Annotated in this window: 23 protein-coding genes and 1 tRNA gene; 21 read left to right on the top strand and 3 right to left on the bottom strand. The window is 47.2% G+C overall.

Features of this window, described 5'->3' with window-relative positions; translation table 11 throughout:
• Positions 1-2: 2 nt before the first annotated feature.
• From DESPODRAFT_RS20400 to DESPODRAFT_RS13535, 3 genes are all read left to right on the top strand, one after another.
• Positions 3-146 (top strand): hypothetical protein, encoded by a 144-nt coding sequence (locus DESPODRAFT_RS20400; RefSeq protein ID WP_172635710.1) that lies wholly within the window; start codon positions 3-5, stop codon positions 144-146.
• A 194-nt stretch (positions 147-340) separates the two neighbouring features.
• On the top strand, positions 341-1,747 hold the full coding sequence (gene ltrA, locus DESPODRAFT_RS13530; RefSeq protein WP_004072687.1) for a group II intron reverse transcriptase/maturase: 1,407 nt from the start codon (positions 341-343) through the stop codon (positions 1,745-1,747).
• Positions 1,748-1,766: 19 nt separating this feature from the next.
• Positions 1,767-2,354, top strand: a complete 588-nt coding sequence (locus DESPODRAFT_RS13535) for an RNA-dependent RNA polymerase family protein (protein WP_083843624.1) — start codon at positions 1,767-1,769, stop codon at positions 2,352-2,354.
• A 52-nt stretch (positions 2,355-2,406) separates the two neighbouring features.
• On the opposite strand, the gene DESPODRAFT_RS13540 is transcribed toward DESPODRAFT_RS13535, so the two are convergent.
• Positions 2,407-2,691, bottom strand: a complete 285-nt coding sequence (locus DESPODRAFT_RS13540; RefSeq protein WP_040015986.1) for an Arm DNA-binding domain-containing protein — start codon at positions 2,689-2,691, stop codon at positions 2,407-2,409.
• Positions 2,692-3,214: 523 nt separating this feature from the next.
• Here DESPODRAFT_RS13540 and DESPODRAFT_RS13545 point away from each other — a divergent pair.
• On the top strand, positions 3,215-3,748 hold the full coding sequence (locus DESPODRAFT_RS13545; protein ID WP_004074172.1) for a hypothetical protein: 534 nt from the start codon (positions 3,215-3,217) through the stop codon (positions 3,746-3,748).
• A 138-nt stretch (positions 3,749-3,886) separates the two neighbouring features.
• Positions 3,887-4,195 (top strand): pyrimidine/purine nucleoside phosphorylase, encoded by a 309-nt coding sequence (gene ppnP, locus DESPODRAFT_RS13550; protein ID WP_004074174.1) that lies wholly within the window; start codon positions 3,887-3,889, stop codon positions 4,193-4,195.
• A gap of 233 nt (positions 4,196-4,428) precedes the next feature.
• Here the strand turns inward: ppnP and DESPODRAFT_RS13555 are convergent.
• A tRNA-Gln gene (locus tag DESPODRAFT_RS13555) sits at positions 4,429-4,502 on the bottom strand.
• Between the two features lie 197 nt (positions 4,503-4,699).
• Between DESPODRAFT_RS13555 and larE the strand changes: the two genes are divergently transcribed.
• The gene (larE, locus tag DESPODRAFT_RS13560; RefSeq protein ID WP_004074176.1) at positions 4,700-5,527 is read left to right on the top strand and encodes an ATP-dependent sacrificial sulfur transferase LarE; all 828 of its coding nucleotides are present in this window, start codon (positions 4,700-4,702) and stop codon (positions 5,525-5,527) included.
• Between the two features lie 67 nt (positions 5,528-5,594).
• On the opposite strand, the gene ndk is transcribed toward larE, so the two are convergent.
• Positions 5,595-6,014 (bottom strand): nucleoside-diphosphate kinase, encoded by a 420-nt coding sequence (gene ndk / locus DESPODRAFT_RS13565; protein WP_004074178.1) that lies wholly within the window; start codon positions 6,012-6,014, stop codon positions 5,595-5,597.
• Positions 6,015-6,164: 150 nt separating this feature from the next.
• Between ndk and coaE the strand changes: the two genes are divergently transcribed.
• From coaE to DESPODRAFT_RS13640, 15 genes are all read left to right on the top strand, one after another.
• Positions 6,165-6,776, top strand: coding sequence for a dephospho-CoA kinase (coaE, locus tag DESPODRAFT_RS13570; RefSeq protein ID WP_004074181.1), 612 nt, complete (start codon positions 6,165-6,167; stop codon positions 6,774-6,776).
• 166 nt (positions 6,777-6,942) lie between these two features.
• Complete coding sequence (gene rho, locus DESPODRAFT_RS13575) at positions 6,943-8,190, top strand: transcription termination factor Rho (protein WP_004074183.1); 1,248 nt, start codon at positions 6,943-6,945, stop codon at positions 8,188-8,190.
• Between the two features lie 63 nt (positions 8,191-8,253).
• Positions 8,254-8,472: a 50S ribosomal protein L31 gene (gene rpmE, locus DESPODRAFT_RS13580; protein WP_004074185.1), complete on the top strand. Its 219-nt coding sequence runs from the start codon at positions 8,254-8,256 to the stop codon at positions 8,470-8,472.
• A gap of 77 nt (positions 8,473-8,549) precedes the next feature.
• The gene (gene prfA, locus DESPODRAFT_RS13585; protein ID WP_004074188.1) at positions 8,550-9,611 is read left to right on the top strand and encodes a peptide chain release factor 1; all 1,062 of its coding nucleotides are present in this window, start codon (positions 8,550-8,552) and stop codon (positions 9,609-9,611) included.
• 17 nt (positions 9,612-9,628) lie between these two features.
• On the top strand, positions 9,629-10,495 hold the full coding sequence (gene prmC, locus DESPODRAFT_RS13590) for a peptide chain release factor N(5)-glutamine methyltransferase (RefSeq protein ID WP_004074190.1): 867 nt from the start codon (positions 9,629-9,631) through the stop codon (positions 10,493-10,495).
• Between the two features lie 160 nt (positions 10,496-10,655).
• Positions 10,656-11,525, top strand: a complete 870-nt coding sequence (rpsB, locus tag DESPODRAFT_RS13595) for a 30S ribosomal protein S2 (RefSeq protein WP_004074192.1) — start codon at positions 10,656-10,658, stop codon at positions 11,523-11,525.
• Between the two features lie 69 nt (positions 11,526-11,594).
• The gene (gene tsf, locus DESPODRAFT_RS13600; protein WP_004074194.1) at positions 11,595-12,191 is read left to right on the top strand and encodes a translation elongation factor Ts; all 597 of its coding nucleotides are present in this window, start codon (positions 11,595-11,597) and stop codon (positions 12,189-12,191) included.
• A gap of 4 nt (positions 12,192-12,195) precedes the next feature.
• Positions 12,196-12,918 (top strand): UMP kinase, encoded by a 723-nt coding sequence (pyrH, locus tag DESPODRAFT_RS13605; protein WP_004074196.1) that lies wholly within the window; start codon positions 12,196-12,198, stop codon positions 12,916-12,918.
• 14 nt (positions 12,919-12,932) lie between these two features.
• Positions 12,933-13,490 (top strand): ribosome recycling factor, encoded by a 558-nt coding sequence (frr, locus tag DESPODRAFT_RS13610; protein WP_004074197.1) that lies wholly within the window; start codon positions 12,933-12,935, stop codon positions 13,488-13,490.
• Complete coding sequence (uppS, locus tag DESPODRAFT_RS13615) at positions 13,480-14,223, top strand: undecaprenyl pyrophosphate synthase (protein ID WP_216594008.1); 744 nt, start codon at positions 13,480-13,482, stop codon at positions 14,221-14,223. Before frr ends, uppS begins: the two co-directional genes overlap by 11 nt.
• Positions 14,220-15,038, top strand: a complete 819-nt coding sequence (locus tag DESPODRAFT_RS13620; protein ID WP_004074199.1) for a phosphatidate cytidylyltransferase — start codon at positions 14,220-14,222, stop codon at positions 15,036-15,038. The genes uppS and DESPODRAFT_RS13620 overlap by 4 nt, the downstream gene beginning before the upstream one ends.
• Positions 15,035-16,195 carry a 1-deoxy-D-xylulose-5-phosphate reductoisomerase gene (locus tag DESPODRAFT_RS13625; protein WP_004074200.1) on the top strand — a complete coding sequence of 387 codons (1,161 nt, stop codon included), beginning with the start codon at positions 15,035-15,037 and terminating at the stop codon, positions 16,193-16,195. Before DESPODRAFT_RS13620 ends, DESPODRAFT_RS13625 begins: the two co-directional genes overlap by 4 nt.
• 20 nt (positions 16,196-16,215) lie before the next feature.
• Entirely contained in the window at positions 16,216-17,298 is a 1,083-nt protein-coding gene (gene rseP / locus DESPODRAFT_RS13630) for an RIP metalloprotease RseP (RefSeq protein ID WP_004074201.1), read from the top strand.
• Positions 17,295-20,297 carry an AIR synthase-related protein gene (locus tag DESPODRAFT_RS13635; RefSeq protein ID WP_004074202.1) on the top strand — a complete coding sequence of 1,001 codons (3,003 nt, stop codon included), beginning with the start codon at positions 17,295-17,297 and terminating at the stop codon, positions 20,295-20,297. Before rseP ends, DESPODRAFT_RS13635 begins: the two co-directional genes overlap by 4 nt.
• Positions 20,294-21,115, top strand: a complete 822-nt coding sequence (locus DESPODRAFT_RS13640) for a phosphoribosylformylglycinamidine synthase subunit PurQ (RefSeq protein WP_004074203.1) — start codon at positions 20,294-20,296, stop codon at positions 21,113-21,115. The genes DESPODRAFT_RS13635 and DESPODRAFT_RS13640 overlap by 4 nt, the downstream gene beginning before the upstream one ends.

Consider the following 21,115-nt stretch of genomic DNA (forward strand, 5'->3'; position numbering starts at 1 on the left):
CAGTGCAGCCATGCTGCACAAAAGATGAGGGAAGGCCCCTCGAAGCCGCCATGCAGGTGGAGGCTTCAAACCACCGTAAGCTGCGCCGGTTAAGAGCCGGGGTGGTGAGCGTTACGGAAAAGGCAGGACAAGATCTTGTCAGGTAGGTTCCAAGGAGACGAACGCAAGTGAATCACTATTGAAGTGTCGAAAGCGTAGGGATGAGGTCAAAACCGGGGGGTAGTCGTTAACCCGGGATAAGTTCGGCGGTTACCTGTTTACTGGCCGGGCGGCCTCCGGCATAAAGGTGGCGTGAACTTGGGACAGGCTTTTGTGTGGAACGTGGGAACCTGTCGCCCTGATGCTAAGGGAGAAATACAAGCGGAGGACCCGTAAGTATGAGAGTACCGATGCAGGGCACAGGGGCGGAGCGACCCGTAGTAGTGATGAAGATTCTGTAATGGAATTGGAGCGAAGGGGAAGCATTGACCAGCTTGAAGTAAAGAAAACAACTGGAAACAGGAGGATTGGATTGAACCAAGCAAAGCCGTTTTGTATTCCTAAACTTGAGGTTATGGAGGCATATGAACGGGTTAAAGCCAACAAAGGGGCTGCCGGTGTAGACGGACAGTCAATCGAAGAGTTTGAGTCTAACTTAAAGGACAATCTTTACAAGCTCTGGAATCGGATGTCCTCCGGCAGTTATTTCCCTCCTCCGGTAATGAGGGTGGAAATACCCAAGGGAGACGGTCGAATGAGGCCGTTGGGAATACCGACAGTGTCGGACAGAATCGCTCAGCAGATAGTCAAACAGCAATTGGAGCCGGAATTGGAAAAACATTTTCATCCGGATTCGTATGGCTATCGACCGGAGAAATCTGCTTTGGATGCAGTTGGGAAAGCCCGGGAGAATTGCTGGAAATATGACTGGGTATTGGATCTTGATATTAAAGGATTTTTCGATAATATTGACCATGATCTTTTGATGAAAGCAGTTCGGTATCACACGGATGACAGATGGGTGCTTCTGTATATAGAACGGTGGCTGAAAGCCCCTGTGATGATGACAGACCACACACTATTCCATCCAAAGAAGGGAACCCCGCAAGGAGGTGTTATCAGTCCCTTGCTGGCCAATCTCTTTTTGCATTATGCATTTGACAACTGGATGGAAAGGCAGTGCCCGGCCACACCGTTTGAGCGTTATGCGGATGATGCAGTGTGCCATTGTAAAAGCCTTGCCCAGGCTGAATATTTGCTTAGAAAGCTGAATGAGCGAATGGAGAATGTGGGACTGGAATTACATCCGGAGAAGACGAAAATAGTCTACTGCAAGGATACAGACCGGCAAAAGGATTATGCCCTGACAAGTTTTGATTTTCTGGGTTATACATTTCGTGCTCGGAAATCAAAGAACCGATGGGGAAAATTCTTCATTAATTTTTCTCCTGCTGTCAGCAATAAAGCAGCAAAAGCAATTCGGCAAACCTCACGAAAGTGGAATTGGCCCAGGCGCAGTGACAAGAGCCTGGAAGATTTAGCCCACATGTTCAATCCTGTCATTCAAGGTTGGATTAACTACTATGGCAGGTTTTATAAATCTGCACTCTACCCGGCCTTAAGGTGCCTGGATCGCCGGTTGGTGATTTGGGCAACAAGGAAATACAAACGTTTTAGGGGACATCGACGAAGGGCAAGTCAGTGGCTGGCTCGAATTGCACGAAGACAGCCAAATTTGTTTGCCCATTGGAGACTACTCTATGCATAGGCTGGTCAATAGGAGCCGGATGAGCGGAGACGTTCACGTCCGGTTCTGTGAGGGCCTGAGGGGGTGGTTCCCTCGGGCTACTCGACTTATAGCCGGTTTCGAGCTGGAAACAGATGCAGTTAAAACCATGACGGCAATGAGAAAGCGGTTTAACCGTTTTGGCCTTGAATTACATCCGGATAAGACTAAACTGATACGTTTCGGCCGACCAACAGCTAAAAGCTGTAAGGGAAACAAGCCTGGGACCTTTGATTTTCTTGGGTTTACCTTTTACTGGGGCAAATCACGACAGAACTACTGGGTGATTAAGAAAAAGACAGTTCAGAAAAGGCTCAGCCGATTCAATAAAAGAGTATGGGAGTGGTGCAAAGTAAACAGGCATAAACCTATACAGGAACAGCATGATTCTCTGTGCAGTAAACTCAGAGGGTATTATCAATACTTTGGAGTGATTTGTAACTATAAAGCGCTCTCAAAAGCACATTACTATGTTACAAAGGCCTGGAGGTTCTGGCTGAGCAGAAGATGTCACAAAGGAAAAGTGAAATTTCAAGAGCTGGCTGCAAAATATCCACTACCCAAGCCAAGAATAATCCATAGTTTCTGAATGTCGATAGGATAGCACAGTTATGCGCCAAACGGGGAAACCCGTTTGATCTTCAGCTTGGTAAAAAGAGCTGAAGCTGAGGAACCGTATGCGGGAGTTCCGCACGTACGGATCTGTGGGGGAGGCATCGGGTAACCGATGCTTCTACCCGGAGATAGTTTCCGATGGTGAACCAACGATCTCGGCCGTCGAAGAAATATCTCCAAACAAAAGTTTTTTCATTTTTAACACGGATACCAAGGCCACCTGATTCCATAACAAGGTATCTTTTTTCCGGGCTCAGTTTTAAGTTTTTGATTTCGATATCCGTAAACCTTTTGGTTTTATTTTTTGCCATTTTGCTCCTGTGGATAATGTTAGCCATGCCCACGCCTGGGCTACAAACCGGGCTACAAGTTTGTGTGTCACTGGGGATGAAATGTCGTGAAACACTATGGAACGCAAAATAGAAAATATTCCCTATAAAGTCAACGTCTTTCGGTTTATTTCAGGACGATAAAAAACAGTGTGAAATGCCTTGAAAATCATCATTTTCTATCTGGGGGGCAAGTGGTCGATGGTTCAAATCCAGTCGTCCCGACCATAATAAAAAAGAAGGGTTTTCAGCGGTTTTGCTGAGAGCCTTTTTTTATGGAAAAACACTACTGAGTCACGATTCAGAGAGTCTTAAAAACGTCTTTTTTTAATGCCTGAACGATATAACCCACTCCAAAAATGGGGAGATATCCCTGGCATAATCCTGGATATTATCGTTGATCACCTTACTTCCCTTTTCATGATGGAATCCCTTCACTTAAAAATTTAGAAGTTTCTTTTAAATACCGATAATAGATAGAAACACCAAACAGGGAGAATGGACGATGAAAAATGTGTCTGGCAGTGCAAATAACCTCACCGGGATTGATTCCACATTATTTCAACCAAACAATAGAATCGGGAGAAATAAATCGATTTCAAAATATTCAGTGCAGAGTGAGATCATACAATTCAGCCTGCAAGTCAGAACAGATAGCCAACACAACATTGAGATTCAGAATGCTCTTACTTATTTTAGTCAACTGGATCAGGATCTTAAATCTTCTTTGATCTATAACAATCATCCTATTTCTGAACTTTCCTCCGAGCAGGCTACCGAGCTTGTCGGTGAAAATGGATATTTTGGAGTGGATCAAACATCCCAACGCATCATTGATTTTGTCATAAAGGGTGCTGGCGGTGATATAGAGCGTTTGAAATCGGGACGAGAAGGCATTCTTGAAGGGTTTAAGGAAGCGGAAAAAGCCTGGGGAGGTAAACTGCCGGAAATATCATATGAAACATTGGCAAAAAGTTTAGAATCCATTGATGAAAAAATCCGAGAGAACGGCGGTTCAGTTGTCGATTTGAGCATTTGAAGATTAGCAACCAAATGAAAAAAAGGTTGATCTTGCTTTTCTGGGCAATGAATGATTATCTCCAAATATGATTGATTCTCAAATCTAAGGTCGCAATTTGCTGTGATGGTTTTTTTAACAAAAAGGAGGTATTTGGATATGTCACAATTCAACAATGTCACAATCACCAAAGAGGCAAACATTTATTTTGATGGCAAAGTTACGAGTAGAACAGTATTTTTCGTTGATGGTTCTAAAAAAACCCTTGGCATCATGCTCCCTGGCGCCTACGACTTTAATACCGATTCGAAAGAGTTGATGGAAATCCTTTCGGGCGACTTAGAAATACAATTGCCTGGGGAAAGTTGGAAAAAGATATCAGGTGGGGAATCTTTTGAAGTGCCGCCAAATTCCAATTTCAAGCTGAAGATTCACACTGTAACCGATTACTGTTGCAGCTACCTATAATATATAAAACCCTTGAGCGCTTAGGAGAATTTACAGCCCGCTCATATTTGGATCGACCTAAACTCGGGGTTTTGGCGACTTTAAAAATGGACATAAAAAAACTTTAAACTTCTGACTTCAAATGAATTTTAAATCGGGGATTCTTCACTTGAACAGTGGGGGGAATGTGGGGAGAAACCTTTTTGAACACAAAAAAGCTTTCAGGGAAAAACCTTGAAAGCCTTTATCATCGGTGGCTGGCTGACTAGGATTCGAACCTAGATTGACGGAGTCAGAGTCCGTAGTCCTGCCATTGGACGATCAGCCAGCAGAGGAACAACGTCAGGGTATATACAATAAAGAGATGATTGAAGTCAAGAAAATATTCGTTGAAAGTTGAGATTGAATTAGGCTATTATTTCCTGATTTAATCAATATCATTGGGTCAACAATGGTAGATCGTTTAGATATAGCGCACCGACTTAAAGCAGATCTTATAATTAATTAAAACATATGAACAACAGCATGGTTAATTGGAGAGACTTAGGCAAAAGGCTGCCGGCTAAAGATAAAAAATTTTCTCATCTTCTTGATGTATTAAAACATGATTCGGGTCTGGCTATTGCATTTTCAGGTGGTGCAGATTCGGCATTTCTGCTTGCGGCCGCGCTTATTGCCGGAGTGAAATCGATATTACCTGTTACCATTGTCTCTGATTTTTTTACGGCTGGAGAAAAAGAACGGGTGATCCGTTTGGGCCAATACTTGGGTATAGCCCCCATTCTTGTTCCTGTAAATATTCTGGATGATGCCAGGGTGACCCGGAATACGGACAGGCGCTGTTATTATTGTAAATTGTTTTTATTTTCCAGGGTCATGGAGGAGGCAAAGAAACGTGGGATTCGTACCTTGTTGCACGGGATAAACCTCGACGATTTGCAGGAATTTCGGCCCGGCATCGATGCAGCCCGGGAATTGGGTTTTAAGATGCCTTTGGTGGAGGCTGGTTTCTCAAAAGAGAAAATTCGTGCGTGTTCAAAAATATTGGGGCTTGAGACTTGGGATTTGCCTGCCCAGTCCTGCCTGGCTACCCGCATTCCCCAAGGAGATATCATTACCAAAGAAAAGCTTTTAAAGGTTGAACAGGCGGAAAATTGCCTTCATGAGTTGGATTTCGTCCAAGTCCGGGTTCGATGTCATGGGGATTTGGCTAGAATTGAAGTTGGGCCTGATGAATTACGCCGCTTTTGGGAACCAGATGTGAGACAGGAAATAGTCGAGGCGTTTAAACGTGCGGGCTTTTATTCTGTATGCCTTGATTTGGAGGGTTATACCCCGGCGGCCAGCGTATAAAGTTAAAGATAGATCGAATCCTCCCCGGCGTCATAAGAGTGCCGGGGATGGAATTTTTCGGACGGTACTAACGGGAATGCAGCTCTAAATCATTGAAGAAATAACCAATTTCAAATGCAGCAGTTTCTGGGGCATCAGAGCCGTGGACAACGTTCTTTTCAATATCCGTGGCATAGTCCTTTCGGATGGTTCCTTCTTCTGCTTCTTTAAAATTTGTGGCGCCCATCAGTTTTCTGTTTTTTGCGATAACATCTTTGCCCTCTAGTACCATTACAACGATGGGTCCCGATGTCATGAAATCAGTCAGACTGTCGAAAAAAGGACGTTCCTTATGGACCGCATAAAACCCCTGGGCCTGGGATTTACTCAGATGGATCATTTTCATGGCTGCGATTTTAATGCCGTTGGTTTCAAAGCGTTTGATGACTTCGCCGATGACGTTTTTTTCTACTCCGTCAGGCTTGATAATGGATAAGGTCCTTTCCACGTATGTTCCCCTTGTAATAATTAATAATAATTTAAAGTTAATGGGTGATTGAACGGGCTTGATAAATATCACAGGAATATATTATAAGTCAAACCCGATAAACGTTGGGAATTGAAGGGGAAAAATAAACTAATATAACGATGGACCAAAATGCTTAAAATAGGCGTGACAGGATCGGCTGGCTCGGGAAAAAGTCTTGTGTGTGATGGATTTCGGCGTATCGGTCTGATAACCCTGGATTGTGATGAAATTGCAAGGCAGGTGGTGGAGCCGGGGCAGGCTGCCTATAATCAGGTGGTAAAGGCGTTTGGGACCAAGATTGTGGCCCCGGACCGCACGTTGGATCGCCCGGCTCTGCGACGTATGATTGTAAACACAAAAGGCAGTCGGGAAAAACTTGAATCCATCCTGCATCCTATTATTATCAGTGAAACGGTCAGGTTGATGGATGAAGCCGTCCTTTCAAAGCAAAAGTCATGTGCTGTTGAGGTGCCTCTTTTGTTTGAACTTGGCATGGAAAATCTTTTTGATGTGGTTGTGGTGGTGACAGCTGAGGATAGCACTCTTGTTGATCGGATTGCCGGTCGGGACGGCGTGAATCGGGAAAGTGCCCAAAAGCTTTTGGACATTCAGATGCCCCAGGCTGAAAAGATTCAAAAGGCGGATTATGTCATTGAAAATAGAGGCGAGCCGGAAGCTGTGTTTAAATCAGTGGACGTTTTGTATCAAAAACTTCTCAATCAGCGCTTGACAAAAAAATAATAATATTTTAATAGGGTTTTAAACTACTGACGTTTCACATTATCTGTCTTTTTTTCCCCCAGGGCTCGGTTGGCCTCCAATTTGTCAAAAAGGCATCCCCAAAAAAAAATGCATTATGAATTCATAACACCTTTAACCAAACGGATGGATCAGATCAGGAGATTGAATGAATCTTGTAGAACTCAATAAGATGAAAATCAGTGAGCTCACCAAGCTTGCCAAAAAATACAATATCCAGGGTATTGGCGGCCTTAAGAAGCAGGAACTGATTTTTGCGCTGCTCCAGGCCAATATTGAAGAAAGCGGACAGATTTACGGTGAAGGCACCCTTGAAATCCTTCCGGATGGGTTTGGTTTTTTGAGGGCGCCGGGGTACAATTATCTGCCCGGTCCCGACGATATTTATGTTTCTCCATCCCAGATCAGGCGTTTTAACCTGCGCACCGGAGATACCATTTCCGGCCAGGTCCGCCAGCCAAAGGATTCCGAACGGTATTTTGCCTTGCTGAAAGTGGAAGCCGTTAATTTCATGAATCCTGAAATGGCAGCTGAAACCATTTTATTTGATAATCTTATGCCTCTGTATCCGGATCGTAAAATGAACCTTGAGGCAGAATCTGATAACTATTCCATGCGGGTCATTGATCTGATGTCCCCCATCGGATTCGGCCAGCGCGGTCTTATCGTCTCCCCGCCTAAGGCCGGCAAAACCATGCTGCTCCAGAACATTGCCAATTCAATGATCAAGGCTCACAAAAATATTGTTCCCATGATCCTGCTCATTGATGAACGTCCGGAAGAGGTGACGGATATGGCACGTTCTGTAGATGCCGAAGTGATCTCCTCCACCTTTGACGAGCCTTCCGAGCGCCATGTGCAGGTGGCTGAAATGGTAATTGAAAAAGCCAAGAGAATTGTGGAACAGGGCCACGATGTTGTGATTCTCTTAGACAGTATCACACGCCTTGCAAGAGCCTACAATGCGGTGATGCCGCCTTCCGGAAAAATTCTGTCCGGTGGTGTGGATTCCAACGCCCTGGACCGTCCCAAACGTTTTTTCGGTGCCGCCCGAAATATAGAGGAAGGCGGCAGTCTGACAATTATTGCCACTGCGCTTGTTGACACCGGGTCTAGAATGGATGAGGTTATTTTTGAAGAATTCAAAGGAACGGGTAATATGGAGCTTGTGCTTGATCGAAAACTGGCGGACAAGCGTGTGTTTCCTGCCATTGATATGAACCGTTCCGGTACCCGGAAAGAGGAACTTCTCCTTGACCCTGAAGTGTTGAATCGGGTCTGGATTTTGAGAAAATTGCTTTCAAGTTTAAATTCTGTGGATGCAATGCAGTTTCTACTTGAAAAAATGAACGGAACAAAGGATAATAAAGAGTTTCTTGATATGATGAATTCATAACAGGAAACTTTTTTTAACTATTACGGTCTTTTATAACGAAGACTACAAGGAGCGACGTGTAAGATGAAAAAAGACATCCATCCGAACTACACAAAAACAACAGCAACCTGCGCCTGCGGCGCAACATTTGACATCAGTTCCACAAGAGAGAATATCAAAGTGGAAATTTGTTCCCAGTGCCATCCTTTCTTTACAGGGAAACAGAAACTGGTCGATTCTGCAGGCCGTATTGACCGTTTCAAGAAAAAATACGCAGGATTTGACGCAACCAAGCTGGTTTAGCTGTTTTATCGACAGGTATGCAAAAGGGGTCTTGAATAAAGACCCCTTTTTGAATTTTCATCCGGGACAATTTGAGCATGATTCAAAAATTAAAAGGCATTGAAGAACGATTTATAAAAATTGAGCATCTGCTCAGTGATCCGGCGGTCATGGCGGATCAGAAAAAGTACCAGGGATATCTCAAGGAACATGGTGAATTGAATAAAATTGTGCCGGTGTTTCGCGAATATGAGGGGGCAGAGGGAGAGCTTAAGGAGGCCAAAGAACTTCTCAAGGACAGTGATCCCGACATCCGGGCCATGGCCAAGGAAGAGATACCTGTACTTGAATCCAGAATTTCGCAGTTGCATGAACAACTTAACATTCTTTTGATGCCCAAAGATCCCCGGGATGAGAAAAACGTTATTTTGGAAATCCGGGCCGGCACTGGCGGTGAAGAAGCCGGCATTTTTACTGGTGACCTTTTCCGTATGTATTCAAGGTATGTCGAGTCCAAGCACTGGAAAATCGAAATCATTGAGAAGAACGATTCGGCTGCAGGGGGGTTCAAGGAAGTGGTTTCCATGGTGCAGGGCAAAGGCGCTTATTCCCAGTTCAAATATGAAAGTGGTATCCACAGGGTTCAGCGGGTCCCTGAAACTGAAACCCAGGGCCGTGTTCACACCTCTGCGGTGACCGTGGCTGTGCTGCCTGAAGCCGAAGATGTCGATATTGATATCAATCCTGCTGACCTGAAGGTGGATGTGTTCCGTTCTTCGGGACCTGGCGGCCAGTCAGTAAATACCACGGATTCCGCTGTCCGCATTACCCATATCCCCACAGGCGTTGTGGCCACCTGCCAGGATGAAAAATCCCAGCATAAAAACAAGGCCAAGGCATTAAATGTTCTCAAGTCCCGTCTTTTGGATGCCAAGATTCAGGAAGAGGAGGCCAAACGGGCTGCGGACCGTAAAGGGCAGGTAGGTACAGGTGACCGGTCCGGTCGTATTCGCACCTATAATTTCCCCCAGGGGCGGATGACGGACCATCGTATCGGTCTGACCCTGTACCGGCTGGACAGTATCATGGAAGGGGATATCCAGGAAATTATTGATGCCTTGAGAGCGCACAACCAGGCCCTGGCATTGAAACATAATTAGTCTGGAATGGTTGATCTGTGAATGTCTGGAGCATAAAATCCATTCTTTCCTGGGCAGACACCTATTTTTCACAGCGTAGTGTTGACAGCCCTAGGCTTACAGCCGAAATCCTTTTGGCACAGGCCCTGGGACTGCGGCGTCTTGATCTTTACCTCCAGCATGACCGACCTTTGGAAAAACAGGAACTTGCCGCGTTTAAAATTCTTATCCGGCGCAGGATTGCAAGGGAACCTGTGGCTTATATTACAGGCCACAAGGGCTTTTTTAAGGATCAGTTTAGGGTTGCACCGGGCGTGCTCATTCCCAGGCCTGATACGGAGACTTTGGTGGAAACGGCTGTGGAAATACTGTCGGAAATGGAAGATTGCGGCAGGCAGGCCCGGGTGATAGAGCTTGGGGTTGGGTCGGGTGCAGTGATTATTTCCATTGCCAATGCCTGTAAAAGTCATCTCTATTTTGGGAGTGAACTCTCCTCGGCTGCACTTGCTGTGGCCTGCGCCAACGCCAAGTCATTTGCCCGGACCCCGGTGTCACTTTTTAGGGGAGACTGGCTTGCTGCTGTCGCGCCGCAGCCTCTGTTTGACCTGATTGTGTCAAACCCGCCTTATATCCCGAGTGCTGACATTGAATTCCTGGCACCGGAAGTCAGGGATCATGAGCCCCGCCAGGCGTTGGATGGGGGAGTTGACGGCCTGGATGCCGTCAGGGTGATTCTTGCCCAGGCAGGAGACCGGCTTTTATCTTCCGGCCGTTTGATCCTTGAGATCGGTTTTGACCAGAAACCTTTGATAAAAAGCCTTGTCCAAGGGTTTTCCTGGGTGACTGAGCTGGATTTTATCAAAGATCTTGCAGGACATCACCGGCTCGCTGTTTTCAAAAAATAAATTGATTGTTCCCTCTCTTTTTGATATAGAAATTGGGATTTTGCTTTTGCAAATATATAACACACACTTGCGGACCTGTGATCCGGTGCTTTTTTGAAGTCGATTTCGGGGATGAGGCAAGTGGATGAAAATTAAAAACCATTGAAAAACTGGAGAAAAAATGGCTTACATTACAATTAAAGAATTACTGGAAGCAGGGGTACATTTCGGACATCAGACCAAACGCTGGAACCCCAAAATGAAACGTTACATTTTCGGTGCCAGAAACGGAATCTATATTATTGATCTTCAGCAGACCGTTAAGTTGTACAGGCAGGCCCACGATTTCATTAAAAACATTGCTGCAAACGGTGGTGATGTGCTGTTTGTCGCTACAAAAAAACAGGCATCCGAAGCCATTTATGAAGAAGCCAACAGAGCTGAAAGTTTTTATGTTGAAAATCGGTGGTTAGGCGGCATGCTGACCAACTTCCAGACCATAAAAAATAATATTTCCCGCTTTCATTTTTTAAATTCCATTGAAAATGACGGTACGTTGGAAAATTATCCCAAAAAAGAACAGGCAAAAATGCTAAAGGATAAGGCAAAACTTGAGTTTGCCATTGGCGGTATTTCAAATATGAAAAAGCTGCCCGCAGCCCTGTTCATTATTGACTCCAAAAATGAGACCATCGCCGTAAAAGAAGCAAAACGACTGGGTATCCCTATTGTCGCTGTGGTTGACACCAATTGTGACCCTGATGATATTGATTATGTCATTCCCGGCAACGATGACGCCATCCGTTCCATCCGTCTGTTTGCCTCCCGGATTGCCGATGCCGTAATTGAAGGTCATCAGATCTGGGAAGAGCGGCAGCGTGCGGATTCAGACAAGGAGGAAGGTACCGGTAAGACATCTGGCATTTCAGGAGAACAAATCGGTATTGAGCTTGTTTCTGACGGTACGGACGGACCTGTGATTGAGAAAATCAAAAGAAAGACAACTGCTGGGGAAAGTGCAGAAATTCAGGAACCTGTAGCTGCTGAATAACACCCACGGGCTCATCTCGTCTAAAAAAAATTTAAAATTTTAAATATTCGAAACAAAGGAGCATATAAAATGGCAGAGATTACTGCACAAATGGTAAAGGACCTTCGTGCTGCTACCGGCTCGGGAATTATGGACTGCAAAAGAGTCCTGGCCGAGGCTGACGGGGATATGGACAACGCAATCGATCTTCTGCGTAAAAAAGGCCTGGCTAAAGCAGCGAAGCGCGCAGGACGCTCCACCAGCGAAGGCATTATCTACTCCTACATTCATACCGGTGCAAAACTGGGTGTGCTGCTTGAAGTGAACTGCGAATCTGATTTCGTGGCAAAAACTGAAGATTTTGAAAGGTTTGCCAAAGATATTGCCATGCACATTGCTGCGGCCAACCCGGCCGGTCTTGTTCCCGAAGATGTGGATCAATCCGTTATTGAAAAAGAGCGTGAAATCTATCGTGCCCAGATGCTGGAAGAAGGAAAGCCCGAAAATATTATTGACAAAATCGTGGAGGGCAAGGTGGAAAAATTTTATAAAGAAGTCTGCCTGTTAAGCCAGCAGTACATTAAAGATCCCCAGAAAACCGTTGAAGATGTTCTTAAAGAAACCATCGGAAAGATCGGCGAAAATATTCAAATTAAAAGATTTGCACGCTTCCAGATAGGAGAATAATCGCTTGGATACGAAACCTGAGTTTCAACGGGTTCTGATCAAGTTGAGTGGCGAAGCCCTGATGGGTAATCAGGGCTTCGGTATTATGCCCGAGATGATAGCCTATGTGGCTGCTGAAGTGGCCAAGGTGTTTCATCTGGGCGTTGAAGTTTCAATTGTTGTGGGTGGCGGAAATATTTTTCGCGGGGTGGCAGGATCTTCTGCCGGTATGGACCGGACGTCTGCCGACAATATGGGTATGCTGGCCACTGTTATTAACAGCCTGGCGCTATGCGATGCCCTGGAAAAGCTTGATATTCCCACAAGGGTTCAGTCTGCTATCCGTATGGACAGGGTGGCCGAGCCTTTTATCCGCAGAAAAGCCATCCGTCACCTTGAAAAGGGCAGGGTGGTAATTTTTGCAGCCGGTACCGGAAACCCTTACTTTACAACGGACACGGCGGCGGTCCTTCGTGCCAACGAGATCCGTGCCCAGATTCTTTTCAAGGCCACCCAGGTGGAGGGGGTGTATGACAAAGATCCCCAAATCCATGATGATGCTGTGATGTTTGATACGCTGTCGTATATGCAGGTAATTGAAAAACAGCTTCATGTCATGGATATGACAGCCATATCCCTTGCGATGGAACATGACCTTCCTTTACAGGTACTCAACCTGCACACGGCCGGCAATATTTATAAAGCCGTCACCGGCGGAGAAATCGGTACACGGATTTATAATACATAAAAGGATGTGAGAATATGATTAATGAGGTGCTTGAAGAAACCAGAGACCGCATGGGCAAATCAGAGAAAGCCTTTGAAACCGAACTTGGTAAAGTGCGTACCGGAAGGGCATCCCAGTCCATGCTTGACAACGTCAGGGTAGATTATTACGGTACACAGACCCCCCTTCCCCAGATGGCCACCGTATCCGTCCCTGAAAGCCGGTTGCTCACCGTAAAGCCCTGGGATGCTTCAGTGATCAATGAGGTGGAAAAAGCAATATTAAAGGCTAATCTTGGGCTTACACCTTCCAATGATGGTAAGCTGATTCGTATTTCCATTCCGCCGTTGACTGAAGAGCGCAGGAAGGAAATCGTAAAAAGCGTAGCCAAAACCTGTGAGGACTTCAAGGTGGCGGTCAGAAACATCCGCCGGGATTCCAACGAGATGCTCAAGGACTTACAAAAAGAGGGTGATATCTCCGAAGACGAAAGTTTCAAAGCCCAGAAACAGGTCCAGGACTTCACCGATGCTTCCATTAAGAAACTGGACGACATTTTTGCCGCCAAGGAAAAAGAGATTCTTGAAGTCTGATGCCATGATCCAGGTGCCTGACGGACTGGATTTCAACCTGCTTCCCGCCCATGTGGCATTTATCATGGACGGCAATGGCCGCTGGGCAAAAAAGCGACTGATGAACCGGGTTAAAGGTCATGAACGGGGGGCACAGACTGTTGAAGATGTCGTCATGGCCTGCAGGGAACTGGGCATTGACGTGATTACGTTGTATGCCTTTTCCACGGAAAACTGGGCCAGGCCGAAGGAAGAGGTCAAGGCACTGATGCATCTGCTTAAATATTTTCTCAGGACCAAAATCGAAGAAATTGGAAAAAAGGATATCCGGCTTAATATCATCGGCCAGATTCAACGGCTTCCCGACGATGTGCGAAAGGAAGCGGAACAGGCCATGGCGGTCACGGAAAATAATTCAGCCATGATTCTAAACCTGGCCATCAGTTACGGGGCACGGGAAGAAATTACCATGGCGGTTCAGCAGATTGCCGCAAATGTCAAATCCGGAAGTCTTGATCCCAAAGACATTACGGATAAAACCGTTTCTGATCACCTCTATACTGCCGGCATGCCTGATCCGGATCTTATTATCCGTACGTCTGCAGAGTTCAGGCTTTCCAATTTTCTGATGTGGCAGGCCGCATATTCTGAACTGGTTTTTACACCGACGCTCTGGCCTGATTTTACCAGACAGGAGTTTTATCAGATTTTGATTGATTACCAGCAACGGGACCGGCGTTTCGGAAAGGTATGATGCAGCACTTCAAACGATGGCTCACTGCGCTGATTCTTGTTCCATTTCTGCTCTGGGTTATTATCAAAGGGTCTATACTGTTGTTTGCCGCCCTGGTATCCGGGGTTTCAATCTTTGCGATATTTGAATATCTTGATATCATTTGTGCCAATGACACCGATCCTGTCTCCCAGACTACCCGGATTGTCTCCTATGTTGCCTGTATCGTGTTGGTCATGGGCGCGTGCATAGGGTCCTGGCAGATCCTTTTTTTTATTCTTGCACTGGATATGATAGCCCTTTGCGTATTTGTTTTGGCCCGTTTTTCCACGGTACCCCATATTTTTGACCTGGTGGCGCGGCAGGTGCTTGGTGTTGTATACATCCCCCTGTCTCTGGCTACTCTGGTATTGATCCGGAATATGGCGGGCGGGGCTTTGTGGGTGATCTGGTTGCTTATCGTTTGTTTTGCCAATGATACTGGTGCGCTATATGTGGGAACCTTTAAGGGCAAACATAAACTTGCGCCTAAAATCAGTCCCAATAAAACCATTGAAGGGGCTGTGGGTGGATTGGTGATATCAGTAACTGCCGGATTTGTATTTAATTTGATTTTTTTTCACGATATACTCCTCGCCTTGATCTGTATACCCTGTGCGTTATGCGTTGCGGTTGCCGGTCAGGTTGGTGACCTTTTTGAATCTGCCATGAAGCGGGTTGGCCATATCAAGGATTCGGGAAAGATTCTGCCGGGTCACGGCGGCATGCTGGACCGCATTGACGGGTTACTTCTGGCCATCCCTGTATTCTATTTTTTTTCGGTGTTTGTTCTGTGAAATCGCTCACTATACTTGGATCTACAGGTTCCATCGGCACCTCTGCCCTTAAAGTGGTGGGCATGCACCCGGACAAGTTCAGTGTCAAATGTTTGACCTGTGCCGCAAATATTGATCTTCTGGCAACGCAGATAAAACAGTTTCAGCCGGCCATGGTGGCCGTACTGGACGAACAGCATGCTGATCGTCTGGCAAAAAGGCTTTCAGGCCACTTTTGTCCTGAAATACAGTGGGGGGAATCCGGTTTTATTTCTGCAGCCCAATGGGCAGATGCGGACATGGTGCTTGCCGCCATGGTGGGTGCTGCAGGACTTGCCCCGGCCCTGGCCGCCATTGACGCCGGCAAGCAGATCGCCCTTGCCAATAAGGAAACCCTTGTCATGGCCGGTGACATTGTTATGGCACGGGCGCGTGAAAACGGGGTGGATATTCTGCCCGTGGATTCCGAGCACTGCGCCATTTTTCAATGCCTTCAGGGCAACCGGAAACGCGATCTTAAAAAAATTTTTCTTACGGCTTCAGGCGGCCCTTTCAGGCATCTGCCCCATGACCGGTTTAAGACCATCACACCGACCCAGGCCCTTAACCATCCCACATGGAATATGGGGGCCAAAATTTCCATTGACTCCGCCACCCTGATGAACAAGGCGTTAGAGGTCATTGAAGCGGTCCGGCTTTTTGATATCAGTGTTGATCAGATCCAGGTGTTAATTCATCCCCAGAGCATTGTCCATTCCATGGTGGGCTTCAAAGACGGTGGCGTTATGGCTCAATTAGGCGAACCGGATATGATGCACGCCATTGCCTATGCTTTTTCCTATCCGGAGCGTATCGATCTTAGCCTGAATTTTCCTGATTTTGCTGCCATGGATGGATTAACCTTTGACGTCCCTGACACAAAACGCTTCCCATCCCTTGAATTTGCCTATGAAGCCTGCCGCAGAGGTGGTACCCTGCCTGCTGTTATGAATGCGGCCAACGAAATTGCCGTGGAAGCTTTTCTTAAAGAATGTATCAGCTTTGCCGATATTTTTACCCTGGTGAGCAGGGTTATGGGAACCCATACCTGCATTGACAATCCTGAGCTTTCAGGTATTATTGAGGCTGATCGTTGGGCCAGAGAGAAAGCACAATCCCTGATCCAAAGTCTTGCGTAATAAATTTTAGGAAAATCGATATGGGGTATTCCCTTTTTGCTTTTATCATTGTTATTGGCGTATTGGTTTTTGTCCATGAACTGGGTCATTTCCTTGTTGCCCGGGCCTGCGGTGTGGGGGTTGAGGTTTTTTCCCTGGGTTTTGGACCAAAAATTTTGAAAATTAAACGGGGAATGACCGATTATTGTATCTCAGCCATTCCATTGGGCGGATACGTTAAAATGACCGGAGAGGAGCCCGGTGCTGCCCAGGTCCTGGATGAAAAAAACCGTCATCTCTCCTTTACCCATAAAAGCGTGGGGAAAAGGGCGCTGATCGCTGCTGCCGGTCCGGCATTTAATTTTTTTCTGGCCATCGTGATTTTTTACCTTTTATATCAAACCTGCGGCATGTACATGGGACTGCCCCAGGTGGGCCAGGTGGTGGAGAATTCTGCGGCCATGGCTGCAGGTATTAAGAAAGGGGATGTCATCAAGGAAATTGACAGCTTACCGGTTCAGTCTTTTGAACAAATTTCCCAGATTGTCTCAAAAAGTGAAGGCAAGCCCCTGGCTATTCTTCTTGAACGGGAAGGAGAAGTCCGCTCCGTTATGATTACACCCCGGACCCGGGAAGAAAAGAACCTGTTTGGTGAAACCGTCAACCGGTTTGTGATTGGTATTATCGGCACCGGAGAAACCTTTCACCATCCCTTAAACCCTCTTGACGCGGCTGTCCGCGCCGTATCCGATACCTACGGGATGGTGAAGCTGACACTTTTGTCCGTGGTGAAAATGTTCACGGGGGCAGTGTCTGCCGACAATCTGGGCGGTCCCATCATGATTGCCAAGATGGCCGGGGACCAGGCCCGGGCCGGGTTTGAAAATTTTGTGTGGTTTATTGCACTCATCTCTGTAAACCTTGGGATCATCAATCTGTTACCCATCCCGGTTTTGGATGGGGGACATCTTTTATTTTTAAGTATTGAGGCGGTTAAAGGCAGTCCTGTCAGCACCCGGGTGCGGGAGAAAATGGTTCAGTTCGGGGCAGCTGTGCTGATGACTTTAATGATTTTTGTCTTTTATAACGACATAGTCAAATTATTCAACGGTGGATTACAATGATTTCCAACATCGAAATCACGTTAAAGCAGGATTTGAGGGATGCCGAAGGCCAGTCCCTGGTGAAAAAGGCCAATGCCTATTTCGGTATTAAAATGGATGATGCCCGCTGCATCAATATCGTGACCGTGGAGTCTGATTTGGATGAGCAGGAACTGGAAACCATACGCCGGGAGGTGTTTACCAATCCTGTGATTCAGGAATCCAGCCTTGCGCCGCTGGATATTGATTTTCATTTTTGCATCTGGGTGGGGTTTCGTCCAGGGGTTCGGGACAATGCAGGGGCCACGGCTGTGGAAGCGGTCAGGGATCTTCTTAAAAAAGATTTTTTGCCCCATGAGAATATTTATACATCTAAACGGTACTGCCTGACCGGCAATGATCTGACCCGGGAAGATGCTGAAAAGATCGCCGGTCAGATTCTGTCCAACAGTATCATCCAGCAGTACAAAGTGTTTGGTAAAGACGAATGGGACAAAAAGATCGGGGCGAATGTAAAACCTGCCAAGGTTGTTTTAAATCATACGCCCGGCTTTGATACCATGGATATTGATACTGATGAGATCCTTGCCCAAATTTCTCATGAGCGCAGTCTGTCGCTCAATCCCAGGGATATTCCTGTGATCCGGGGATATTTTCTGGATGCAAAGGTTCTTGAAGAGCGCGCGCAGATGGGGTTGTCAAAGCCCACGGATGTGGAGCTTGAATATATTTCCCAGTCCAGGTCAGACCATTGCTGTCACAACACGTTTAATGGCATTTTCAAGTATACGGACACGGAAACCGGTGAAATCACGGTTGAAAATTCGTTGTTTAAAACCTATATCAAAACCCCCACCCTGGCCTTGAAAGATACCAAAGACTGGGTGGTTTCCGTGTTGTGGGACAATGCCGGTGTGGGATCTTTTGATGATGAGAACAACTATGTCATCACAGGAGAAACACATAACTCTCCTTCCAATATGGAAGCCTACGGCGGTGCCATCACAGGAATTGTGGGGGTTTACCGTGATCCCATGGGCACAGGCCTTGGTTCCAAGCTGTTCATGGGCAGTTTCGGATTCTGCGTGGGAGATATCAATTATAATGGCCCGCTAAAGCCTCCTCTTCACCCCCGGCGTCTGCTTGACGGCATTATTGAAGGTGTCAAGGACGGCGGAAATAAAAGCGGGGTGCCCACGACTTTTGGTCAGACCCTGTTCAATCCCGGCTACATGGGCAAATCCCTGGTTTTTGTCACCGCTTTGGGGATTATGCCTAAAACCGTGAATGGTAAGCCAAGCCATGAAAAAACCACTTCCCCGGGCGAGCTGATCATCATGAGCGGCGGTCGTGTGGGCAAAGACGGCATCCACGGGGTCACGGCCTCCTCCAGGAGTTTTTCCGAGAACACCCCTGCCGGGCATGTCCAGATCGGCGATCCCTATACCCAGAAAAAGATGCATGATTTTCTGCTGATATGCCGGGATGAAGGGTTGATCACCTTTATTACGGACAATGGGGGCGGTGGGTTGTCCTCTTCCGTGGGCGAATCGGCCATGCTCTCCAACGGGTGTGAGGTCTGGCTGGATAAAGTGCCCTTGAAATATGAGGGCCTTGACATGTGGGAAATCTGGATTTCCGAATCCCAGGAGCGCATGACCATTGCCATTAAGCCCGAAAATCTGGACCGGTTCATGGAATTGTCTGATCTCCATGAGGTTGAATCCACAGTCATTGGTAAATATACGGATTCCGGCAAGCTGCATATCAAGTACAAAGACCAGACCTGTGCTTACGTGGATATGGATCTTCTGGACAAAGGATTTCCGGCCTGGGAATTTGATGCGGTCTGGACGCCGCCCGGGGCCCGGGGGCTGACAGAACCCGTTATTTCGACACCAACAAATTTTAACGCCCTGCTTGAACAGATGCTGGCCAGGCCAAATATCTGCGCCAAGGAGTGGATCATCCGCCAGTACGACCACGAGGTTCAGGGCGGCTCCGTGATCAAGCCCCTGGTTGGCATCAAACGCAACATCCCCACGGATGCGTCGGTGACCCGGCCTGTGCTGACCAGCGAGCGCGGACTTGCCTTTTCCCAAAGTATTCTGCCCTGGTACTCAAAAATTGATGCCTATCATATGATGGCCTGTACCATTGATGAGGCGGTTCGTCGACTCATTGCCGTGGGTGGGTCGCTGGACCATATCGGCGGCGTGGATAATTTCTGCTGGCCGGATATCGGATATGACGCATTCTCCAATCCGGACGGGAAATTCAAGGCTGCCCAGCTTGTCCGGGCCTGCCGGGCCCTGAAAGATGCCTGCATGGCCTATGGGATTCCACTGCTTTCTGGGAAGGACTCCATGTATGTGGACGGCCATCTGGAAGGGGCGTTTGGTGAGCGCATCAAAGTGTCAGCCCTTGAGACGGTTCAGTTCTCCGCCGTATCCCTGGTTTCCGATGTCAGCCGTTGTGTGACCCTGGAACCCAAAACAGCGGGCGATTTTGTTTATGTGCTGGGCAGCACCGGGGATGAACTGGGAGCATCGGAATATTACGAAATGTTCGACAAAACCGGTCTTAATGTGCCCTTGGTTGACTTTTCAAAGTTTAAAACTTTGTATAAGGCCCTGGAAAAAGCCATTGAAACCGAACTGGTTGCCTCCTGCCATGCTGTGGGACGCGGCGGTTTAGGCATTCACTTCAGTCTTGTGGCAATGGGCGGGGGGCTTGGCCTTGACATTGATCTGGCCCGACTGCCCCTGACGGACAATCTGCCACTTTCCAGTGAAAAAGCCTTATTTTCGGAGTCTGCGGGACGGTTCATTGTTACTGTGGCGCCGGATAAAAAACAAACCTTTGAAAAATTGTGCAAGGGACTGCCCTGCGCATGCATCGGCATGGTAACTGACAGCCATGACCGGCTCAAAATTGCAGCCAACGCTCACTCTGTGGCAGATTTGCCGGTTGCAAGCCTTGATTCGGCATTTAACAAGACCTTTGGAGATAAGATATGAGCGGCACAAGCGCTGTAAAAGCCCTTATACTTACGGGATTTGGCCTGAACTGTGATTATGAAACCGCCTTTGCCTTTGAAAAGGCCGGTGCCTGTGCCCACCGGGTGCATATTAACGCCTTGATCAGAGGCGATGTCCGGTTGGCGGATTTTCAGATTCTTGCATTCGGCGGAGGCTTTTCCTGGGGGGACGACCATGGGGCAGGGGTGATTCAGGCCCTGAAACTGAAGAACAATATCGGTAAAGACTTATTGGACTTTGTAGATGCCGGCAAGTTGGTTATCGGTATCTGCAACGGGTTCCAGGCTCTTGTGAATTTAGGTCTTTTACCCGGACTGGACCAGGATTATACCCGCAGATCCGTTGCCCTTACCTATAATGACTGTGGTAATTTCAGGGACCAGTGGGTCCGGCTTGTGCCTGATGCAGACAGCCCCTGTGTGTTTACAAAAGGACTGGGTGTATCTGACTATCCGGTACGCCATGGTGAAGGAAAGGTTGTTGCCGAAACCGAAGTTATTGAACGCCTTGTGGCCAACCGCCAGGTGGTGTTCCGGTATGCAGATGCCAATGGTACACCGGCAAACGGCGCCTTTCCGGCCAATCCCAATGGGTCCCTGGATGATATCGCGGGGATCTGTGATCCGACAGGGCGAATATTCGGTCTGATGCCCCATCCCGAAGGATACAATCATTTTGGCAACCATCCGGACTGGCCCAGGCAGAAAGCTGCGGCAACGCGCCAGGGAAAATCCCTTGAAGAGACCATCACCACCGGGATCCGGCTGTTTGAAAACGGTGTGAACTATATGGCATGA

Source organism: Desulfobacter postgatei 2ac9 (assembly GCF_000233695.2).
Classification (GTDB): domain Bacteria; phylum Desulfobacterota; class Desulfobacteria; order Desulfobacterales; family Desulfobacteraceae; genus Desulfobacter; species Desulfobacter postgatei.

Bases quoted from the DNA above. Each gene is read 5' to 3' on its own strand.
- DESPODRAFT_RS13540 (WP_040015986.1), bottom strand. From the start codon at position 2,691: ATGGCAAAAAATAAAACCAAAAGGTTTACGGATATCGAAATCAAAAAC.
- rpsB (WP_004074192.1), top strand. From the start codon at position 10,656: ATGGCTTACATTACAATTAAAGAATTACTGGAAGCAGGGGTACATTTC.
- DESPODRAFT_RS13620 (WP_004074199.1), top strand. From the start codon at position 14,220: ATGATGCAGCACTTCAAACGATGGCTCACTGCGCTGATTCTTGTTCCA.
- frr (WP_004074197.1), top strand. From the start codon at position 12,933: ATGATTAATGAGGTGCTTGAAGAAACCAGAGACCGCATGGGCAAATCA.
- rpmE (WP_004074185.1), top strand. From the start codon at position 8,254: ATGAAAAAAGACATCCATCCGAACTACACAAAAACAACAGCAACCTGC.
- prfA (WP_004074188.1), top strand. From the start codon at position 8,550: ATGATTCAAAAATTAAAAGGCATTGAAGAACGATTTATAAAAATTGAG.
- DESPODRAFT_RS13640 (WP_004074203.1), top strand. From the start codon at position 20,294: ATGAGCGGCACAAGCGCTGTAAAAGCCCTTATACTTACGGGATTTGGC.
- DESPODRAFT_RS13535 (WP_083843624.1), top strand. From the start codon at position 1,767: ATGAGCGGAGACGTTCACGTCCGGTTCTGTGAGGGCCTGAGGGGGTGG.
- tsf (WP_004074194.1), top strand. From the start codon at position 11,595: ATGGCAGAGATTACTGCACAAATGGTAAAGGACCTTCGTGCTGCTACC.
- rho (WP_004074183.1), top strand. From the start codon at position 6,943: ATGAATCTTGTAGAACTCAATAAGATGAAAATCAGTGAGCTCACCAAG.
- coaE (WP_004074181.1), top strand. From the start codon at position 6,165: ATGCTTAAAATAGGCGTGACAGGATCGGCTGGCTCGGGAAAAAGTCTT.
- larE (WP_004074176.1), top strand. From the start codon at position 4,700: ATGGTTAATTGGAGAGACTTAGGCAAAAGGCTGCCGGCTAAAGATAAA.
- DESPODRAFT_RS13545 (WP_004074172.1), top strand. From the start codon at position 3,215: ATGAAAAATGTGTCTGGCAGTGCAAATAACCTCACCGGGATTGATTCC.
- ppnP (WP_004074174.1), top strand. From the start codon at position 3,887: ATGTCACAATTCAACAATGTCACAATCACCAAAGAGGCAAACATTTAT.
- DESPODRAFT_RS13635 (WP_004074202.1), top strand. From the start codon at position 17,295: ATGATTTCCAACATCGAAATCACGTTAAAGCAGGATTTGAGGGATGCC.
- ltrA (WP_004072687.1), top strand. From the start codon at position 341: ATGCTAAGGGAGAAATACAAGCGGAGGACCCGTAAGTATGAGAGTACC.
- rseP (WP_004074201.1), top strand. From the start codon at position 16,216: ATGGGGTATTCCCTTTTTGCTTTTATCATTGTTATTGGCGTATTGGTT.